The organism is Brachybacterium kimchii, assembly GCF_023373525.1.
In the GTDB taxonomy this organism is placed as follows: domain Bacteria; phylum Actinomycetota; class Actinomycetes; order Actinomycetales; family Dermabacteraceae; genus Brachybacterium; species Brachybacterium kimchii.
Genome location: NZ_CP097218.1, coordinates 3,359,810 through 3,376,451, shown reverse-complemented (window position 1 = coordinate 3,376,451; position 16,642 = coordinate 3,359,810). Strand labels below are relative to the sequence as shown.

The 16,642-nt window shown below is 71.7% G+C and carries 13 protein-coding genes; 10 read left to right on the top strand and 3 right to left on the bottom strand.

Features of this window, described 5'->3' with window-relative positions; genetic code table 11:
* Positions 1-5 precede the first annotated feature (5 nt).
* Complete coding sequence (locus M4486_RS15350) at positions 6-1,169, bottom strand: Gfo/Idh/MocA family protein (RefSeq protein WP_249478153.1); 1,164 nt, start codon at positions 1,167-1,169, stop codon at positions 6-8.
* A 323-nt stretch (positions 1,170-1,492) separates the two neighbouring features.
* On the opposite strand from M4486_RS15350, the gene M4486_RS15345 reads away from it, so the two are divergent.
* The 3 genes from M4486_RS15345 to M4486_RS15335 all read left to right on the top strand — a co-directional run bounded on the left by M4486_RS15345 (position 1,493) and on the right by M4486_RS15335 (position 5,572).
* The gene (locus M4486_RS15345) at positions 1,493-3,481 is read left to right on the top strand and encodes a glycoside hydrolase family 127 protein (RefSeq protein ID WP_249478152.1); all 1,989 of its coding nucleotides are present in this window, start codon (positions 1,493-1,495) and stop codon (positions 3,479-3,481) included.
* Between the two features lie 265 nt (positions 3,482-3,746).
* Positions 3,747-4,643, top strand: a complete 897-nt coding sequence (locus M4486_RS15340) for an ATP-grasp domain-containing protein (protein ID WP_249478151.1) — start codon at positions 3,747-3,749, stop codon at positions 4,641-4,643.
* Between the two features lie 59 nt (positions 4,644-4,702).
* Entirely contained in the window at positions 4,703-5,572 is an 870-nt protein-coding gene (locus tag M4486_RS15335) for an endonuclease/exonuclease/phosphatase family protein (protein ID WP_249478150.1), read from the top strand.
* A gap of 120 nt (positions 5,573-5,692) precedes the next feature.
* Here the strand turns inward: M4486_RS15335 and xylA are convergent, their stop codons facing one another.
* On the bottom strand, positions 5,693-6,886 hold the full coding sequence (gene xylA, locus M4486_RS15330) for a xylose isomerase (RefSeq protein ID WP_249478149.1): 1,194 nt from the start codon (positions 6,884-6,886) through the stop codon (positions 5,693-5,695).
* 192 nt (positions 6,887-7,078) lie between these two features.
* Between xylA and M4486_RS15325 the strand changes: the two genes are divergently transcribed.
* Complete coding sequence (locus tag M4486_RS15325) at positions 7,079-8,275, top strand: ROK family transcriptional regulator (RefSeq protein WP_249478148.1); 1,197 nt, start codon at positions 7,079-7,081, stop codon at positions 8,273-8,275.
* A gap of 34 nt (positions 8,276-8,309) precedes the next feature.
* On the opposite strand, the gene M4486_RS15320 is transcribed toward M4486_RS15325, so the two are convergent.
* Positions 8,310-9,437 (bottom strand): LacI family DNA-binding transcriptional regulator, encoded by a 1,128-nt coding sequence (locus tag M4486_RS15320; protein ID WP_249478147.1) that lies wholly within the window; start codon positions 9,435-9,437, stop codon positions 8,310-8,312.
* A gap of 493 nt (positions 9,438-9,930) precedes the next feature.
* On the opposite strand from M4486_RS15320, the gene M4486_RS15315 reads away from it, so the two are divergent.
* The 6 genes from M4486_RS15315 to M4486_RS15290 all read left to right on the top strand — a co-directional run bounded on the left by M4486_RS15315 (position 9,931) and on the right by M4486_RS15290 (position 16,615).
* Complete coding sequence (locus tag M4486_RS15315) at positions 9,931-11,259, top strand: extracellular solute-binding protein (RefSeq protein ID WP_249478146.1); 1,329 nt, start codon at positions 9,931-9,933, stop codon at positions 11,257-11,259.
* A 2-nt stretch (positions 11,260-11,261) separates the two neighbouring features.
* Positions 11,262-12,251 carry a carbohydrate ABC transporter permease gene (locus M4486_RS15310; protein WP_249478145.1) on the top strand — a complete coding sequence of 330 codons (990 nt, stop codon included), beginning with the start codon at positions 11,262-11,264 and terminating at the stop codon, positions 12,249-12,251.
* A gap of 3 nt (positions 12,252-12,254) precedes the next feature.
* Positions 12,255-13,067, top strand: a complete 813-nt coding sequence (locus M4486_RS15305; protein WP_200503504.1) for a carbohydrate ABC transporter permease — start codon at positions 12,255-12,257, stop codon at positions 13,065-13,067.
* Positions 13,068-13,509: 442 nt separating this feature from the next.
* The gene (locus M4486_RS15300) at positions 13,510-14,766 is read left to right on the top strand and encodes a Gfo/Idh/MocA family protein (RefSeq protein WP_283257936.1); all 1,257 of its coding nucleotides are present in this window, start codon (positions 13,510-13,512) and stop codon (positions 14,764-14,766) included.
* Entirely contained in the window at positions 14,763-15,524 is a 762-nt protein-coding gene (locus M4486_RS15295) for a ThuA domain-containing protein (protein WP_249478144.1), read from the top strand. Before M4486_RS15300 ends, M4486_RS15295 begins: the two co-directional genes overlap by 4 nt.
* Positions 15,521-16,615, top strand: coding sequence for a Gfo/Idh/MocA family protein (locus M4486_RS15290; RefSeq protein ID WP_249478143.1), 1,095 nt, complete (start codon positions 15,521-15,523; stop codon positions 16,613-16,615). Before M4486_RS15295 ends, M4486_RS15290 begins: the two co-directional genes overlap by 4 nt.
* Positions 16,616-16,642 lie beyond the last annotated feature (27 nt).

The following is a 16,642-nucleotide window of genomic DNA, read 5'->3' as shown; positions in this document are numbered from 1 at the left end:
GGTCCTCACGCCTCCGTGAGCGGCTCGAGGGCGATGCGCCGGCCCTGCGCGGAGCTCTCGAGGCCCGCCTCGGCCAGGCGCACGCCGCGGGCGCCGGCGAGCAGGTCGTAGGGGTAGTCACGGCCCTCGGCCCAGTGGGCGAGGAAGTCCTCCCACTGGGCCTTGAAGCCGTTGTCGAAGCCGTCGGGCCCGGCGTTGTCGGGGATCTCGTGCCAGTCGGCGCGGTAGTCGTGCGCGTCGGGCACGTCGGGGTTCCAGGTGGGGCGCGGGGTGGCCGCGCGCGGCTGGATCTTCGCTCCCCAGAGGCCGACGACGGCGCTGCCGAGCGTCCCGTCGACCTGGAACTGCACGAGCTCGTCGCGGTCCACGCGCACGTCCCAGCTCGAGTTCATCTGCACGACCGTCCCGCCCTCGAGGCGGAAGACGCCGTAGGCGGAGTCGTCGGCCGTGGCCTCGTAGCGCTCGCCCTTCTCGTCCCAGCGCTCCGGGATGTGGGTCGCGACCTGCGCGTACACGTCCTCGATGCGGCCGAAGAGGTTCTCGATGACGTAGTTCCAGTGGGGGAACATGTCCGCGACGATGCCGCCGCCGTCCTCGGCGCGGTAGTTCCAAGAGGGGCGCTGCGGGCTCTGCCCGTCCCCCTCGAACACCCAGTAGCCGAACTCGCCGCGCACCGAGAGGATGCGCCCGAAGAAGCCCTCCTCGACGAGGCGGCGCAGCTTGAGAAGGCCGGGCAGGTACAGCTTGTCGTGGACGACGCCGCTGACCACGCCCGCGGCCTTCGCCTCCCGGGCGAGCGCGAGGGCGTCGTCGAGGGATTCGGCCGTGGGCTTCTCGGTAAAGATCGCCTTGCCAGCGGCGATCGCCTTGCGGATGTTCGCGACCCGCAGGTTCGTGACCAGGGCGTCGAAGTAGATCTCGAAGCGATCGTCGGCGAGCGCGGCGTCGAGGTCGGTGGTCCACTCGGTCAGGCCGTGGCGCTCGGCGATCGTGTGCAGCTTCTCCTCGTTGCGGCCGACGAGCAGCAGGTCGGGCACGAGGCGGGTGCCGTCGGCGAGCTCGACGCCGCCCTGCTCGCGGATCGCCAGCAGGGACCGCACGAGGTGCTGGCGGTAGCCCATGCGGCCGCTCGCGCCGTTGACGATGATGCCGATGCGTCGCTCTGTCATGGAGGTCTCCTGGTGTCCGGCGGCGGTGCCGGGTCGGGTGCGTCGGGGCGGCCACCGTCGGGTCATCGCGAGCACGATGCGGGTAACCGCTTTCCCGCATCGTAGACCATGGGTGGGGCAGGGTGTCGAGGATGAGGGGGGGCGGGGCGAGCGGCGGGCGGCGGGCAGCGGCTGCGGGGCGCAGGCGGCGGGCGGCGGTCCCCGGCTCACCCCGGCCGCACTGTCGTCGCTCTGCGACCACTTCGTGACGAGTTCATGCGGTTCTCGTACCGTGGTCCGCGGGAACCGTTTTCCCGCCACCATTTGCTCGAAGGAGAGCACGCATGACGCAGCAGCCCCCTCCTGCCGGTCCCGCCCTCGCCGCCCCGGTGCGGCCCACCCCGTCGGCCCGCGTCCGCCTGCATCCCCTCACACCGGGCGCCGCCCGCATCGACGGCGGGTTCTGGGGACTGCGCCAGCAGCGCAACCGGCGCGACGCCCTGCGCGCGGGGCACGAGCAGCTCGAGTCCTCCGGCACCCTGCAGAACTTCCGGATCGCCGCGGGGGCTGCCGCAGGCGAGGCGCGCGGCATGATCTTCCAGGACTCCGACGTCTACAAATGGCTCGAGGCCGTGGCCTTCGAGCTGGGACGTGAGGACGACGCCGAGCTGCGGCGGCTCATGGAGAAGGTCACCGCGACCGTCGCCGCCGCACAGCAGGAGGACGGATACCTGAACAGCGTCCACCAGCTGCGCCACTCCCGCGAGGAGCGGTATACGAACCTCGCGTGGAACCACGAGCTGTACTGCTACGGCCACCTCATGCAAGCCGCCGTCGCCCAGTCCCGCAGCGCCGGCGATGACGCGCTGCTGCAGGTGGCGCTGCGGATCCTGGACCACCTCACCCTCGTGTTCGGGCCCGGCGGGAACGTCGGCGTCCCGGGTCATCCCGAGATCGAGATGGCCCTGGTCGAGCTGCACCGCGAGACCGGTCGGTCCGACGCCCTGGACCTCGCGCGCTCCTTCCTCGAGCGCCGCGGGCACGCCACGACCTCGAAGGATCCGGGCCCGGGCTACTTCTCGGACCGTGTGCCCGTGCGGGAGGCGACGACGGTCGAGGGGCACGCGGTGCGCGCTCTCTACCTCGCCGCCGGGGCGACGGACCTCGCGATCGAGGACGACGACGCCGAGCTCCTCGCCCACGAGCGGCGTCTGTTCGCGACGACGCTCGCCACCAAGACTTACGTGACCGGCGGGATGGGGTCGCGCTGGGACTGGGAGGCCTTCGGCGACCCCTTCGAGCTGGGCACGGACCGCGGGTACGCGGAGACCTGCGCGGGCATCGCCGCGGTCCAGTGGGCGTGGCGGCTGCTGCTCGCCACGGGCGACGAGTCCTTCGCCGATGCGATCGACCGCCTGCTGCACAACGCCGTCCTGCCCGGCGTCTCCCTCGCGGGCACCGAGTTCTTCTACGTGAACTCGCTGCAGCTGCGCGAGGGCGCGATCGCCGACGAGGGCCGCTCGATCGCGCACGGCAGGCGCGGCTGGTTCGACTGCGCCTGCTGCCCGCCGAACGTCATGCGCACCCTGGCCAGTCTCGACCAGTACGTCGCGACGTCCGACGAGGCCGGGCTGCAGCTGCACCTGTACGCGAGCGGCCGATACAGCACACAGGTGGACGGTGAGGACTTCGCGATCGAGGTCGCGACCGACTATCCGCACGACGGCACGGTGCGGATCCGTGTCCTCGCGGCGCCGAGCGCCGAGGCCGGGCTGACGCTGCGAGTGCCCGCCTGGGCCGACGGGGCGCGGCTGGAGGATCCGGCAGGGGCCGATGGTCAGGATGCTTCGACGCCGCTCTCCCCTGGTGCCCACACCGTGCGGCGCATCTTCGTCACCGGTGAGGAGCTGGTGCTGGAGCTGCCGATGAGCGCCCGCTTCGTCACGGCGCCGCACCGGGTCGATGCCTCGCGAGGCGCGGTCGCCCTGGAGCGCGGCCCGCTCGTCTACGCGCTCGAGCAGGCGGACCAGGAGGGCGCGCGCACGGTCGACGACGCGCTCGTCGACCCCTCCGCGCCCGTGCGCGAGCAGCGGATCGACGCGCTCGACGGAGTGGTCGCGCTCGACGTGGCGGGCTGGGCCGCTCCCCCGCCGTCGACCGTGAGCGGCGAGGGCGACGTGCCCGCGGTGACGCAGACGTGGCCGTATCGCGCCTGGTCGGGGACGGCCTCCGAGCCGACCCTGCACACCTGGCGGGCGATCCCCTACTACGCGTGGGCGAACCGGGAGATCGGCCCGATGCGCGTGTGGATGCCGCTGCGGGATCGATCGTGACGTCACGAAGCGCGCCGCACTCCGCGAGCACCGACCGATAGTCGCCTTCCCCCTTCTCATGGCGACTCGCGCCCCGTGAGAAGTACGAAACGGTTGCCAAGAGCGCTCTTGGCAACCGTTTCGCACTTCTCGCGGTCCGGCGGGGCGATGGACCGCGCTCTCGCGGTCCGATGGGGCGTGGTGTGGCGGGGTGGGCCGTCCCGCCCCGCCCCGTGCGGTCGCGGACGACCTCGCACGGTCCCGGCGCCGCCCCTACGCTGATCACGTGGCATCCATCGGCATCATCGGCACCAGCCCGAGCTTCTACAGCGACCTCGACTACGACAACGATTCCGCGCCCCTGGTGGCGGCGCTCGAGTCGCGCGGGCACCGCTCCGCGCGACTGGACTGGCACGAGGACCTGGACTGGGGAGCATGGGACCTGCTCGTGCTGCGCAGCCCGTGGGACTACGCGACCCAGCCCCGTGCGTTCGACGCCTGGCTGGAGCACGCGGGCACGGCCTCGCGCGTGCTGAACGACCCGGCCCTGGTGCGCTGGAACATGGACAAGCGCTATCTCGCCGACCTCGAGCGCGAGGGCGTGGCCGTCGTCCCCACCGAGTATCTCGAGAACGGGGCAGGGCTCGCCACGGCGCTCGTGGGGCGCGGCACCGAGCATGTGGTCCTCAAGCCCGCCGTCGGCGCCGGATCCCGCCTGACCGGCCTGTTCAGCGCCGGCGATCCCTCCGCGCAGGCGCTGGGCCTGGAGATCCTCGCCGAGGAGGGCACCGTGATGCTGCAGCCCGAGGTGCCCGAGCTCTCGGCCGGCGCGGAGAAGGCGCTGTACCTCATCGACGGGCACTTCACCCACGCGATCGCCAAGGGCGCGCTGCTCGCCCGCGGCGGCGGCCTCATCGGCGGCGTCTACGAGGAGAACCCCGTGGTCGTGGAGACCGCGGCGGAGGAGCGCGCCTTCGCCGAGCAGGTGCTCTCCGCGGTGGTCGCGGCGACGGGCCAGCAGATGCCGCTGTACGCGCGGATCGATACCGTGGACTCCGCGCACCACGGGCTCGTGCTGCTCGAGGCCGAGCTGTTCGAGCCGACCTTCAACCTCCACCTCGCGCCCGAGATCGTCGAGGTGTTCGCCGAGGCGATCCTCGCACGACTCCCTCAGGGGGCTTGAACCGCCGCCCGGCCGACGCGGAACCCCGGCCTTCGACGCCACCAGGAAGGATCCCGCAGATGACTCCCCATCAGGACACCCCCGCCGAGCGACACGAAGACCCCGCCGCGCAGCACGACGCCTCCCGCCCCGTGCACGTCATGAGCTTCAACGCGCTCTTCCAGACGGACTCCACCACGCCCGACGAGCCCGCCCACTGGGCGCATCGCGCCCCCGCGATCCGCGAGCTCATGGCCGCGGTGACGCCGGACCTGCTGGGCCTGCAGGAGATGCAGACGCACACCTTCGGGCCGATCGAGGAAGGGCTCGGCCGGGCGTACCGGGCCGTCGGCACGATGGGCGTCAAGGGCGGCAGCCAGGGCCTCATCAACCCGATCCTGTTCAACACCGAGCGCTTCGAGCTGGTCGCCTGGGACCAGTTCTGGCTCTCGGACACCCCGCGCGTGATCGGCTCGACGACCTGGGGGAACACGGGCCCGCGCGGTGCCACCTGGGTGCGTCTGCGCGATCGCGAGAGCGGACGCGAGCTCGTGCACCTCAACACGCACCTGGACCACGTCATCACGCAGGCGAAGGCCAAGGGCGCGCAGCTGATCGCCGACCGTCTGCGCCAGTTCGCGCTGTCGGGTCTGTCGACGATCACCACGGGCGACTTCAACTCCGTCGCCGGCGACTCCCCCGCCTACGAGATCCTCGTCGAGCGTGCCGGCCTGCAGGACTCATGGGTCGCGGCCGAGCAGCGGCTGAGCCCGCAGCTGTCCACCTTCCCGTTCTTCGGCGAGGTCGAGGAGTCCGACTTCCGCATCGACTGGATCCTGCTCAGCGAGGGCGTGCGCGTGCTCGACGCGACGATCGACGCCCGCCGGCCCGGCGGGGTGTTCCCGAGCGATCACCTGCCGGTGCAGGCGCACGTGGTGCTGCCTCAGTAGGCGCGGGGGCGCTCACGCCCCTCGCGTGCGGCCTTCGATGTCGCTGGGTGAGGTCTCGACCCCATATGCGCGTCGAGACCTCACCCAGCGACATCGGCCGGGCCGATCAGCTGGGCCCACTCACCCCGCGAAGCCCAGCAGGTGGCGCATGGCCAGCTGCTGCAGGCGTACGAAGCCGAAGTTCCGCGCCCCCGCGGCGTCGACGTCGAAGTCCTCGTAGGCGCTGCGGTCGGCCAGGAGGTCGGCGAGGGACTCGCCCGCGCCCAGCGTGGGCTTGCCGAGGTCCTCGATGCCCGAGTACGCCAGGGCCTCCTGAACCTCCGGATCGGCGCGGAAGGCCAGCGCGCGCTCCTTGAGCATCAGGTACATCTCCATGTTCGCGGCCGCCGCGTCGTACTGGCCCTTCTCGTGCTCGGTGCGCGAGGGCTTAAAATCGAAGTGGCGGGCGCCGTCGAAGGCGCCGGGCTTGGAGGGGAAGCCGTTCTCGAGCAGGTCCACGGTGAAGAACGCACTGATCAGGTCGCCGTGGCCGAACACCAGGTCCTGGTCGTACATCGGGCCGTGCTGGCCGTTGAGGTCGATGTGGAAGAGCTTGCCGGCCCACAGCGCCTGGGCGAGGCCGTGGGTGTAGTTCAGCGTCGCCATCTGCTCGTGGCCGGTCTCGGGGTTGATGCCGATGATGTCGCGGTGCTCGAGCTGCTCGATGAAGGCGAGGGCGTGGCCCACGGTGGGCAGGAAGATGTTGCCGCGCGGCTCGTTGGGCTTGGGCTCGAGGGCGACCCGCAGGTCGTACCCCTTGTCCTTGATGTACCCGGCGACGGTGTCGATGCCCTCGGCGTAGCGCTGATGGGCGGCGAGCAGATCCTTCGAGCCGTCGTACTCGGCGCCCTCGCGACCGCCCCACATGACGAAGGTCTTCGCGCCCAGCTCGGCGGCGAGATCGACGTTGGTGAGGACCTTGCGCAGGCCGTAGCGGCGCACCGAGCGGTCGTTGCTGGTGAAGGCGCCGTCCTTGAAGACCGGGTGGGCGAAGGTGTCGGTCGTGATCATCTCGATCACCAGCCCCGTCTCCTCCGTGACCTTCTTCAGCTGCGCGATGATCCGCGAGCGCTCCTCGGGGCTCGCGCCGAAGGGGACCACGTCGTTGTCGTGGAAGGTGAAGCCCCAGGCGCCGATCTCGGCGAGACGGCGGATGTGCGCGGTGAGCTCGAGCGGCGGACGCGTCGGGTCGCCGAACTGATCCTTCGCGGTCCAGCCGGTGGTCCACAGGCCGAAGGAGAAGCGGTCCTCGCGGGTGGGGGTGGGAGCGGTCATCGTTGATCTCCTCTGTTTAGTAAGATGCAGCAACTAACCTACGGGGCGCTGCCCGCGGGCACAAGTGGGCGGACGGGGCGAGGCTCTGCCCGTCCAGCGGATACGCTCAGCGGGCCGACGAAGATCCCCCGGACCTCGGCCCGGCGAGGAACGACGCGGCGCAGGCCATCGCACGACGAGAGGAGCATCCCCGTGCAGTCCACCCACCTGCGGGAGCACAACCTCTCCCTCTGCCTGCGCACCCTCTCCGCAGCGCCCGAGCCGCTCTCGCGCGCGGGCCTCGCCGCCCGCACGGGGCTCACCAAGCCCACGGTCTCCAAGCTCGTCGAGGAGCTCATCGGGGCGGGCCTCGTCGCCGAGGACGCCCCGCTGATCCACGGCACCGGCCGGCCGATGGTCCCGCTGCACCCCGCTCGCGGCACTCTGCTGGCTATCGGCCTCGAGGTCACCGCCGACGGCGTCTCCTGCCTCGCCACCGATCTCACCGGCGAGGTGCTCGCCGCGGCCGACGAGCCGCTGGCGGCCGCCGGCAATCCGCCGAGTCTGGTCATCGAGGCCTGCGGGCGTCTCGTCGCCCAGGTGCGCGGGGCGGCGAGCGCCGAGTCGCCGACGCCCCTTCCCGTGGTCGGGGTGTGCGCGGCACTGCCGGGTCGGATCGATCCGGCCGACGGCTCCGTGCTCTCCGCGCCCGGGCTCGGCTGGAAGGACGTCCCGTTCGTGGCCCATCTGCGGGAGCGCCCCGAGCTCGCCGGCCTCACCGTGCTCGCGCAGAACGACAACCGCCTCTCCGTGCTCACCGAGCTCGATCAGCGACCCGGCCAGTCCTTCCTCTACCTGCGCGGACACACCGGCGTGGGCGGGGCGGTCGTGCAGGGCGGGCGCGTGCTCGAAGGCGAGCACGGATGGGCCGGCGAGTTCGGGCACATGGTCGTCGAGCCGGGCGGGGCGCTCTGCCGGTGCGGGCGACGCGGCTGCCTCGAGGCGTACGTGTCCGCGCATGCTCTGCGCGAGCGGGCCGGGCTCGGCCCGGACGCCTCGCTGGAGGAGCTGGTCGACGCGCTCGCCCGCGAGAGCGGGGACGGCCGGGCCGACGGTCGCAGCGAGGTGATCGGCACGATCGGCCGCGCGATCGGCACCGCCGTCGCCAACGCCCTGAACGTCCTGGACCTCTCGACCGTGGTCCTCTCCGGCCATCTCGCGCCGATCGGCGAGGAGATCGGGCCCGTGATCAGCGAGACCGTGGCCGAGCACGCGCTCGCGACCGAGGCCGGTCCCATCACGATCGAGCGCTCGGACGCCCCGGCCGATCTCGCCCTGCGCGGCGCGGCACGGTGGGCGCTCGAACCCGTCTTCGCCGCTCCCGGCCAGTGGATCGCCCGCGCAGCCTGATCCGACGTCCCCGCTGATCCGACACCCCTGCTGGTCAGCCGGCGCGCGTCGGCGCCGGCCCGGTCGACTCCCGCTCCACGAGGCGCGTCTCGAGCTGGAAGGGATGGGCGAACAGCTCGGGATCCCCCGCGAGCGCGAGCAGGCGCTCGACGGCGACCTGTCCCATGGCGAACAGGGGCTGGCGGATCGTGGTGAGCCGCGGCCAGGTCCAGCGGCACACGATGGTGTCGTCGAATCCGAGCACGCTGAGGTCGCCGGGCACGTCGAGCCCGCGCCGACGCGCCTCACGCAGCACGCCGACGCCGAGTCCGTCGGAGGCGGCGAAGATCGCCGTGGGAGGGTCCTCGAGATCCAGCAGCTGCGCGGCGCCGATCTCCCCGTCCTCGTCATCGAAGCGGCCGTGCCGCACGAGCGCGGGGTCGAAGGCGATGCCCTGCTGCTCGAGGCCGCTGCGGTACCCCTGCAGGCGCTGCCTGCCGGGGATCGACTCCTCCGGTCCGGCGAGGGTGGCGATCCGGCGGTGGCCGAGTGCGGCGAGGTGTCGGACGGCCGAGACCGCTCCCTCCCAGTTCGTCGCCGCGATCGTCACCAGGTCAGGCACCGGTGCGCCGACGTCCGCCTCCGGCACGGAGATGGGGTCGATGACGATCAGCGGGAGATCGAGCTCGCGACTCCAACGCGCATGCTCGGGGCCGACGGGAGTGGTGACGGCGATGACCCCCGCGGCGCCGCGGCGGGCGGCGTCCTCCATCCGCTCCCGGGTCAGCGGCTCGCGCGCGCCGAGGTCGCCGCCGCCGGTCTCGACGAGCAGCTGCGCGCCCGCGCGCCGGGCGGCGTGCTCGGCTCCGGCGAGGATGTCGATGACGTAGGGGCTGTCCAGGCGCGGGAAGCGGATGAGCGCGACAGGCCCTGGAACGGCCGCACGGGCCCGCGGGGAATAGCCCAGCTCCTGGGCGATGCGTGCCACGCGTTCGCGGGTCTCCCTGCGCACGTCGGCGCGCGCGTTCATGACCTTCGAGGCCGTGGCGAGCGAGACCTCGGCGCCGCGCGCGACCTCCGCGAGCGTCACCTTCCGCTGCGCGCCCGTCCTGCCGCGGCCCGCTGCGTCCTCGCGGACATCTCGGCCCCGCTGCTCGCCGTCGTCGGGCTCCGTCCCGTGCACACCGCGCATCCTGCGATCCCCTCCCCGGCCCTGTCGACAGACCACTGCGTGGCGACGTTTTCGAAACCTTTCCGCCGCACAGCGATGGGCACACCGTACCCGCTCCGAGTCCACGTCCACGCACCGCACTCCACGATCGGCGGCGACGCCGCAACGATCGCCCGGAGGACGACCCAGCACCCCCAGTCCGGTCCGGTCCGCCCGCCTCGCAGCACACCGCTGCGGGGCGCCTGAAGGCCTCGCTGCGCACAGCACAGCGCGAGATCGCCCCGTGGCGACATGCGCCGCTCACCCCGCACCTCGCAGGGCCGCACCGCCATCACCTGCGTCTTCACTCGCCATGACCGTCGGCCGGGATACTCGGATCCCACCCTTGACCGATGCGGCAGGTCTTTGTAAATTAGCCTCACTTATCGCGCGACGGTGGCCATCGGCCCCGCGGCGCCCCGCTTCCCACCGCACTTCTCGTCACCGTCGACAGCAGGAGCAGGTCATGCACACACCCCTCATCTCGCGCCGCACCGCACTCGGCGCCGCCGCGGGCGCCTCCGCCCTCGCCCTCGCCGCCTGCGGAACCTCGGGGCCCGGCGGATCCGGCTCTTCGGGCGGCAGCGACTCCGCAACTTTCTGGCAGCTTTCGGGACAGCCGAACGAAGGCATCTACAAGGACTCGGTCGACGCCTTCAACAAGCTCGACAAGGGCACCATCGACCTCACGTTCTTCCAGAACGACGCCTACAAGCAGAAGATCCGCACCGCCATCGGCGCAGGCGAGGCGCCCACGATCATCTACGGCTGGGGCGGAGGCGGCCTGCGCACCTACGCCGAGGAGAAGCAGGTCGACGACCTCACCTCGTGGCTCGAGGAGAACGCCGACTTCAAGGACCGCTTCATCGACTCCGTGTGGGGCGCCGCGACCGTCGACGACAAGATCTATGCGCTTCCGATCGGCGCGACCCAGCCGATCATCATGTTCCACAACAAGACCGTGCTCGAGAAGATCGGGGCGAAGGCCCCCACCACCTGGGATGACCTCTTGGACGTCATCGAGAAGGCGCACTCCGGCGGCGTCGCCCCGATCTCCCTCGCCGGGCAGTCGCGCTGGACCTCGATGATGTGGCTCGAGTACCTGCTGGACCGCATCGGCGGGCCGAAGGTGTTCGAGAGGATCGCCGCCGGGGAGAAGGACGCCTGGCTCGACGACGCGGTCGTCGAGATGGGAGAGAGGGTCAAGGAACTGCTCGAGGTCAAGGCCTTCGCCGACGGGTTCGAGTCCATGGCCGCCGACTCCAACACCGATCAGGCCCTGCTGTGGTCCGACAAGGCCGCCCTCATGCTGCACGGCGGCTGGACCTTCGGCGGCATGAAGGCCAGCGGCGGCGACTTCGTCTCCGGCGGGCACCTGGGCTACGGCCCCTTCCCCACCATCGAGGGCGGCAAGGGAGAGCTCGGCGACCTCGTGGGGAACCCCTGCAACTACGTCTCGCTGTCCTCCGCCGCCTCCGACGCCGAGAAGACCGTCGCCCAGGACTTCTTCCTCGAGGGCATGATGACCGACGACGTGGCCGCGGCCTTCGTCGACTCCGGCTCCGCCCCCGTCGTCACCGGTCAGGAGGACGCGCTGAAGGCGAGCGACGACGCCGACTACCTCCAGTGGGTCTACCAGTCCCTCCAGGACGCGCCCGCCTTCACCCAGTCCTGGGACCAGGCGCTGCAGCCCACCGACGCCGAGACGCTGCTGGTGAACACCGAGCAGCTCTTCCTCGGGAAGCTCGAGCCCGAGCAGTTCGCCGAGAACATGAACAGCGGCAAGGGGGCCTGAGCATGACCAGCCCGTCGGCCCGCCTCGACCGCGTGGAGAGCGGCGAGCGCGTCCGGGACGCGGCGAAGCTCCGCTCCGCGCGGGGCGCCGAGCGCTCGACCCGCGGCGCCCCCGGCCGCGAGCGCCTGCAGCTCTCGCACGTGCTGTTCGCCCTGCCCGCGCTGGGGTTCTTCGCGATCTTCGCGCTGCTGCCGCTGGTGGGCGTGCTCGTGCTGTCCTTCACCTCGTGGAACGGCATCGGCGCCATCACGTTCACCGGGCTCACCAGCTGGGGCGAGGTGCTCACCCGCTCCACGACCTGGCACGGGCTCGCGCTCGTGGTGCTGATGATCGTGGCGACCTGGGTGCTGCAGACGCCGCTAAGCATCCTGCTGGGCACGTTCCTCGCCGGCCGCCAGCGCTACCGCAACGTGCTCGCAGTGCTGTACTTCCTGCCGCTGCTGCTGTCCTCGGCGGCCATCGCGATCACCTTCAAGTCCCTGCTGGACCCGAACTTCGGGCTCGCGAGCGGGCTGAACATGCCCTTCCTCAAGCAGAACTGGCTGGGCGATTCGACCCTCGTGTGGATCGTGCTGCTGGTGATCATCGCCTGGCAGTTCATCCCCTTCCACACGCTCATCTACCAGGGCGCGGTGCGGCAGATCCCGCAGACGATGTACGAGGCGGCGCAGATCGACGGCGCCGGCCGCGTCCGCCAGTTCTTCTCGATCACCCTGCCGCAGCTCAAGTACACGCTGATCACGAGCTCGACCCTGATGGTCGTCGGCGCGCTGACCTACTTCGACATCATCTTCGTGCTCACCCAGGGCGGGCCCGGCTCCTCCACGCGGATCCTCCCGCTGGACATGTACCTCACAGGATTCCGCGGCAACGAGATGGGGGTCGCGAGCGCGCTGGCCGTGATCCTCGTGGTCCTGGGCCTCGGACTCGCGCTCGGCGTGCAGCGCCTGGGCGGCAAGGACGCCTCTGCCAGCCAGACGGAAGGAGCCTGAGACATGCGCAGGAACTGGATCGGCGGGGCCTTCGGCTGGCTCTGGCTGCTGCTCGTGCTGCTGCCCATCTACTTCGTGGGCATCACGAGCCTGAAGTCGATCTCCACGTACTTCGGCTCGAACCCGGTGCTGCCCTCGGCCGCGCTCGCGTTCGAGAACTTCACCGCCGTGCTCGAGGCCGACTTCGGGATGTACCTGGCCAACAGCGTGCTCGTCGCGCTCGGCACGGTGATCCCCCTCGTGCTCATGGCCTTCATGGCCTCGTACTCGATCGTCCGCGCCACCGGCCGCTTCTCGAGGCCCCTGCGCAGCGTGTTCCTGCTGGGCCTCGCGATCCCCGTGCAGGCGACGATCGTGCCCATCTACCTGCTGATCATCCGCCTGCACATGTACGACTCGCTGGGCGCCCTGATGCTCCCGGGGATCGCGTTCGGCCTGCCGCTGAGCATCCTCATCATCTCCAACTCGATGCGGGACGTGCCCGGGGAGCTGTTCGAGGCGATGGACATCGACGGCTGCAGCGAGTGGCAGAAGATGTGGCGCCTCGCCTTCCCGATGACCCGCCCCGCGCTGGTCACCGTCGGCGTGTACCAGGCGCTGATGTCGTGGAACGGCTTCTTGTTCCCGCTGATCCTCACCCAGAGCCCCGACAAGCGCACACTGCCGCTCGCGCTGTGGTCCTTCCAGGGCGAGTACGCGACCAACGTGCCCGTGGTGATGGCCGCCGTGGTGCTCTCCTCGATCCCGATCATCGTGCTGTACGCCCTGGGCCGCCGGTACCTCGTGGGCGGCATGACCGCGGGGGCCGGCAAATGAGCGGCTCCCGGCCGGGAAGCACCACGCGAGACCCTAGCGGCGCGGTCAACATCCGCCCGCGTGCCGGACGGGCCGGTCACGAAGGGGTCACAGCTAGTGACCGGACGGTAACTTCTGGTCGTGTCCCCTGGAGGCTGAAGGTCCGCGACGGAATCCCTCCGTCCCCGCGAAAGGACACACCATGGACCTCGTCACCGGCCTTCTCGAGTCGATCCTCGGCGTCGTCGGCGGCCTCCTCGGCGGCATCCTCTGACCCCACCCGACCCCGTGGGACGGGGAGGACCGCCGCGGCGGCCCTCCCCGTCCTTCTGCGCGCTGACCTGCGCGGCCATGCCGGTTGTCCACCGGTGTCGGCCCGGATAGGTTCGAGGGGGCCGCCAGCGGTCGACGTCCTGCCCGTCCCTGATCCGTCCCGCCGCCATCGTCCGCTCACCGAGGAGCCGTGACCCCCGCCGTGACCACCCCGTCCTCCCGCCCGCTGCGCGTCGGCCTCATCGGCCACGGCTTCATGGGCGCCGCCCATTCCCATGCCTGGCGCACCGCGCACCGCTTCTTCGACCTGCCGCTGACCCCCGAGCTGCGCACCCTCGCGGGCCGGCGCCCCGAGACCCTCGCCGAGTCCGCGCAGCGGTACGGCTTCGCGACCACCACCACCCGCTGGCAGGACGTCGTCGAGGACCCCGAGATCGACCTCGTGGACATCTGCTCCCCCGGCGACACCCACCGGGAGATCGCCCTCGCCGCACTCTCCGCCGGCAAGCACGTGCTGTGCGAGAAGCCGCTCGCGAACTCCGTGACGGAGGCCGAGGAGATGGCGGACGCAGCCCGCTCCGCCTCCGCCCGCGGCGTCCGCTCGCTGTGCGGGTTCTCCTACCGCCGCACCCCCGCCCTGGCCTACGCGCGCCAGCTCGTCGCCGAGGGCTTCGTGGGCGAGATCCGGCAGGTCCGCGCGCAGTACCTGCAGGACTGGCTCGCCGACGCCGACGCCCCCATGACCTGGCGGCTGGAGAAGGAGACGGCCGGCTCCGGCGCCCTCGGCGACATCGGCGCGCACGTCGTCGACCTCGTCCAATGGGTCACCGGCACGGACATCGAGGCCGTCTCCGGGACGCTCGCCACCGTGGTCCCCACTCGCCCCACGGCAGGCGCGATGCAGGGCCTGGGCGGGAAGGGGGACGCCGCCGGGGAGCGCCGAGAGGTCACCGTGGACGACACCGCCCTGTTCTCGGTGCGACTCGCGAGCGGCGTGCTCGGCTCCTTCGAGGCGACCCGCATGGCGCAGGGCCGCAAGAACGCGATGCGCATCGAGCTCCACGGCTCGCGCGGCGCGATCGCCTTCGACTTCGAGCGCATGAACGAGCTGGAGATCTACGACGCCACCGCCCCCGCGGGGCACCAGGGCTTCACCCGCGTGCTCACCACCGAGCCCGAGCACCCCTACGCCGCCGCCTGGTGGCCCACCGGCCACGGCCTGGGCTACGAGCACACCTTCACGCACGAGATCGCCGACCTGGTGCGCGCGATCGGCGAGGGCGCGGACCCCTCGCCGTCCTTCGACGAGGCCCTGCCCGTGCAGCGCGTGCTGGCCGCCGTCGAGGCCAGCCACGCCGACGGCTCCCGCTGGACCGCCGTCGGCCCCGCTCAGTCCACCCCGTCCACCGCGCCCACCCCGTCCACCACCGAGGAGACCGCCCGATGACCACCACCCGAACCGCCCTCGTCGTCCGCGGCGGCTGGGACGGGCACCAGCCCGTCGAGGCGACCGACCTGTTCATCCCCCACCTGCGCGAGCACGGCTTCGAGGTGCGCATCGAGGAGAGCCCCGCGATCTACGCGGACGCCGAGTACATGGCCGGCGTCGACCTCATCGTGCAGTGCATGACCATGTCCACGATCGAGCGCCCCCAGTTCGAGGGGCTGCGCGCCGCCGTCGAGGCCGGGACGGGCCTCGCGGGATGGCACGGCGGCATCGCCGACAGCTACCGCAGCGAATCGGACTACCTCACGCTCATCGGCGGCCAGTTCGGCTGCCACCCGGGCAAGCATCCCGACGAGCGCCGCGGCGAGCAGGACGACAACTACGTGCCCTACACGGTGAACATGCTCCCGGCGGCCGCCGAGCACCCCATCACCCGCGGCGTGGACGACTTCGACCTGGTCACCGAGCAGTACTGGGTCCTCTCCGACGACTACATCGACGTGCTCGCGACCACCACCCAGAAGGTGCGGGAGTGGGACCCGTGGAACCGTCCGATCACCTCGCCCGCGATCTGGACCCGCCAGTGGGGGAAGGGCCGGATCTTCGTCGCCACCCCCGGCCACCACGTCGACGTGCTCGAGGACCCCAGCGTGCGCACGATCGTCGAGCGCGGGCTGCTGTGGGCCGCGCGCGGCTCCGAGGACCCGTACGCCGCCCCGTCCGCCAGCCGCGCGCACCGGACGGAGCAGGCCCGATGAGCGCCTCGCCCCGCCCCCTGCGGATCGGCATGATCGGCTGCGGGAACATCTCCGCGCAGTACCTCGCCTCCTTCCCCTCCCTCCCGGACGTGGAGCTCGTCGCGGTCGCGGACCTGGACGCCTCCCGGGCCGAGGCCGTCGCCTCCGAGCACGAGGGCGTGCGTGCCCTCTCGGTCGACGAGCTGATCGCCGACCCGGACGTGGACACGGTCCTGAACCTCACGATCCCCGCGTCCCACGCCGAGGTGGACCGCCGGGCGATCGCCGCCGGGAAGAACGTGTACGCCGAGAAGCCCTTCGCCGTCGAGACGGCCGACGGCGCCGCTGTGCTCGAGGCGGCCCGCGCGGCCGGCGTGCTCGTCGGCTCCGCCCCCGACACCGTGCTGGGCACGGGCACGCAGACGGCGCGCGCGGCGATCGATGAGGGCCTCATCGGCGCCCCGATCGCGGCGACCGCCACCATGCTCACCCCCGGCCACGAGCGCTGGCACCCCAACCCCGACTTCTACTACGTGCCCGGCGGCGGACCGCTTCTGGACATGGGCCCGTACTACGTCCACGCGCTGGTCACGCTGCTGGGCCCGGTCGACGCCGTGGTCGGCGCGGCCTCCCGCACCCGTTCCGAGCGCACCATCGGCTCCGGCCCGCGCGCGGGCGAGGTCATCCCGGTCAGCACGGACACGCACGTCAGCGGGATCCTCGTGCACTCCTCGGGAGTCCTGTCCACGCTCGTCATGAGCTTCGACGCGGTCGCCACCTCGATCCACCCGATCGAGATCCACGGCAGCGCGGGCAGCCTCGCGGTGCCCGACCCCAACCGCTTCGACGGCGACGTCGCGCTGCACCGCCTGGGCGGCGAGGGGTGGGAGACCCTGCCCGTGAGCGCCGGCTACGTGGACGCCTCGCGCGGGATCGGTCTGCAGGACATGGCGCTGCGCGGCGCGGACCTGCGGGCGAGCGGCGCGCTCGGCCAGCACGCCCTGGAGGTCATGAACGCCGTGCTCGCCTCCTCGCGCAGCGGCTCGCGCGTCGAGGTCGCGAGCAGCTGCGAGCGTCCGCAGGCCGTCCCGCTCACCGACGTGAAGGGCTGAGGGGCCGGCCCCGCGCGGGGCAACCCG

Bases quoted from the DNA above. Each gene is read 5' to 3' on its own strand.
- M4486_RS15315 (WP_249478146.1), top strand. From the start codon at position 9,931: ATGCACACACCCCTCATCTCGCGCCGCACCGCACTCGGCGCCGCCGCG.
- M4486_RS15335 (WP_249478150.1), top strand. From the start codon at position 4,703: ATGACTCCCCATCAGGACACCCCCGCCGAGCGACACGAAGACCCCGCC.
- M4486_RS15290 (WP_249478143.1), top strand. From the start codon at position 15,521: ATGAGCGCCTCGCCCCGCCCCCTGCGGATCGGCATGATCGGCTGCGGG.
- M4486_RS15295 (WP_249478144.1), top strand. From the start codon at position 14,763: ATGACCACCACCCGAACCGCCCTCGTCGTCCGCGGCGGCTGGGACGGG.
- xylA (WP_249478149.1), bottom strand. From the start codon at position 6,886: ATGACCGCTCCCACCCCCACCCGCGAGGACCGCTTCTCCTTCGGCCTG.
- M4486_RS15345 (WP_249478152.1), top strand. From the start codon at position 1,493: ATGACGCAGCAGCCCCCTCCTGCCGGTCCCGCCCTCGCCGCCCCGGTG.
- M4486_RS15310 (WP_249478145.1), top strand. From the start codon at position 11,262: ATGACCAGCCCGTCGGCCCGCCTCGACCGCGTGGAGAGCGGCGAGCGC.
- M4486_RS15305 (WP_200503504.1), top strand. From the start codon at position 12,255: ATGCGCAGGAACTGGATCGGCGGGGCCTTCGGCTGGCTCTGGCTGCTG.
- M4486_RS15350 (WP_249478153.1), bottom strand. From the start codon at position 1,169: ATGACAGAGCGACGCATCGGCATCATCGTCAACGGCGCGAGCGGCCGC.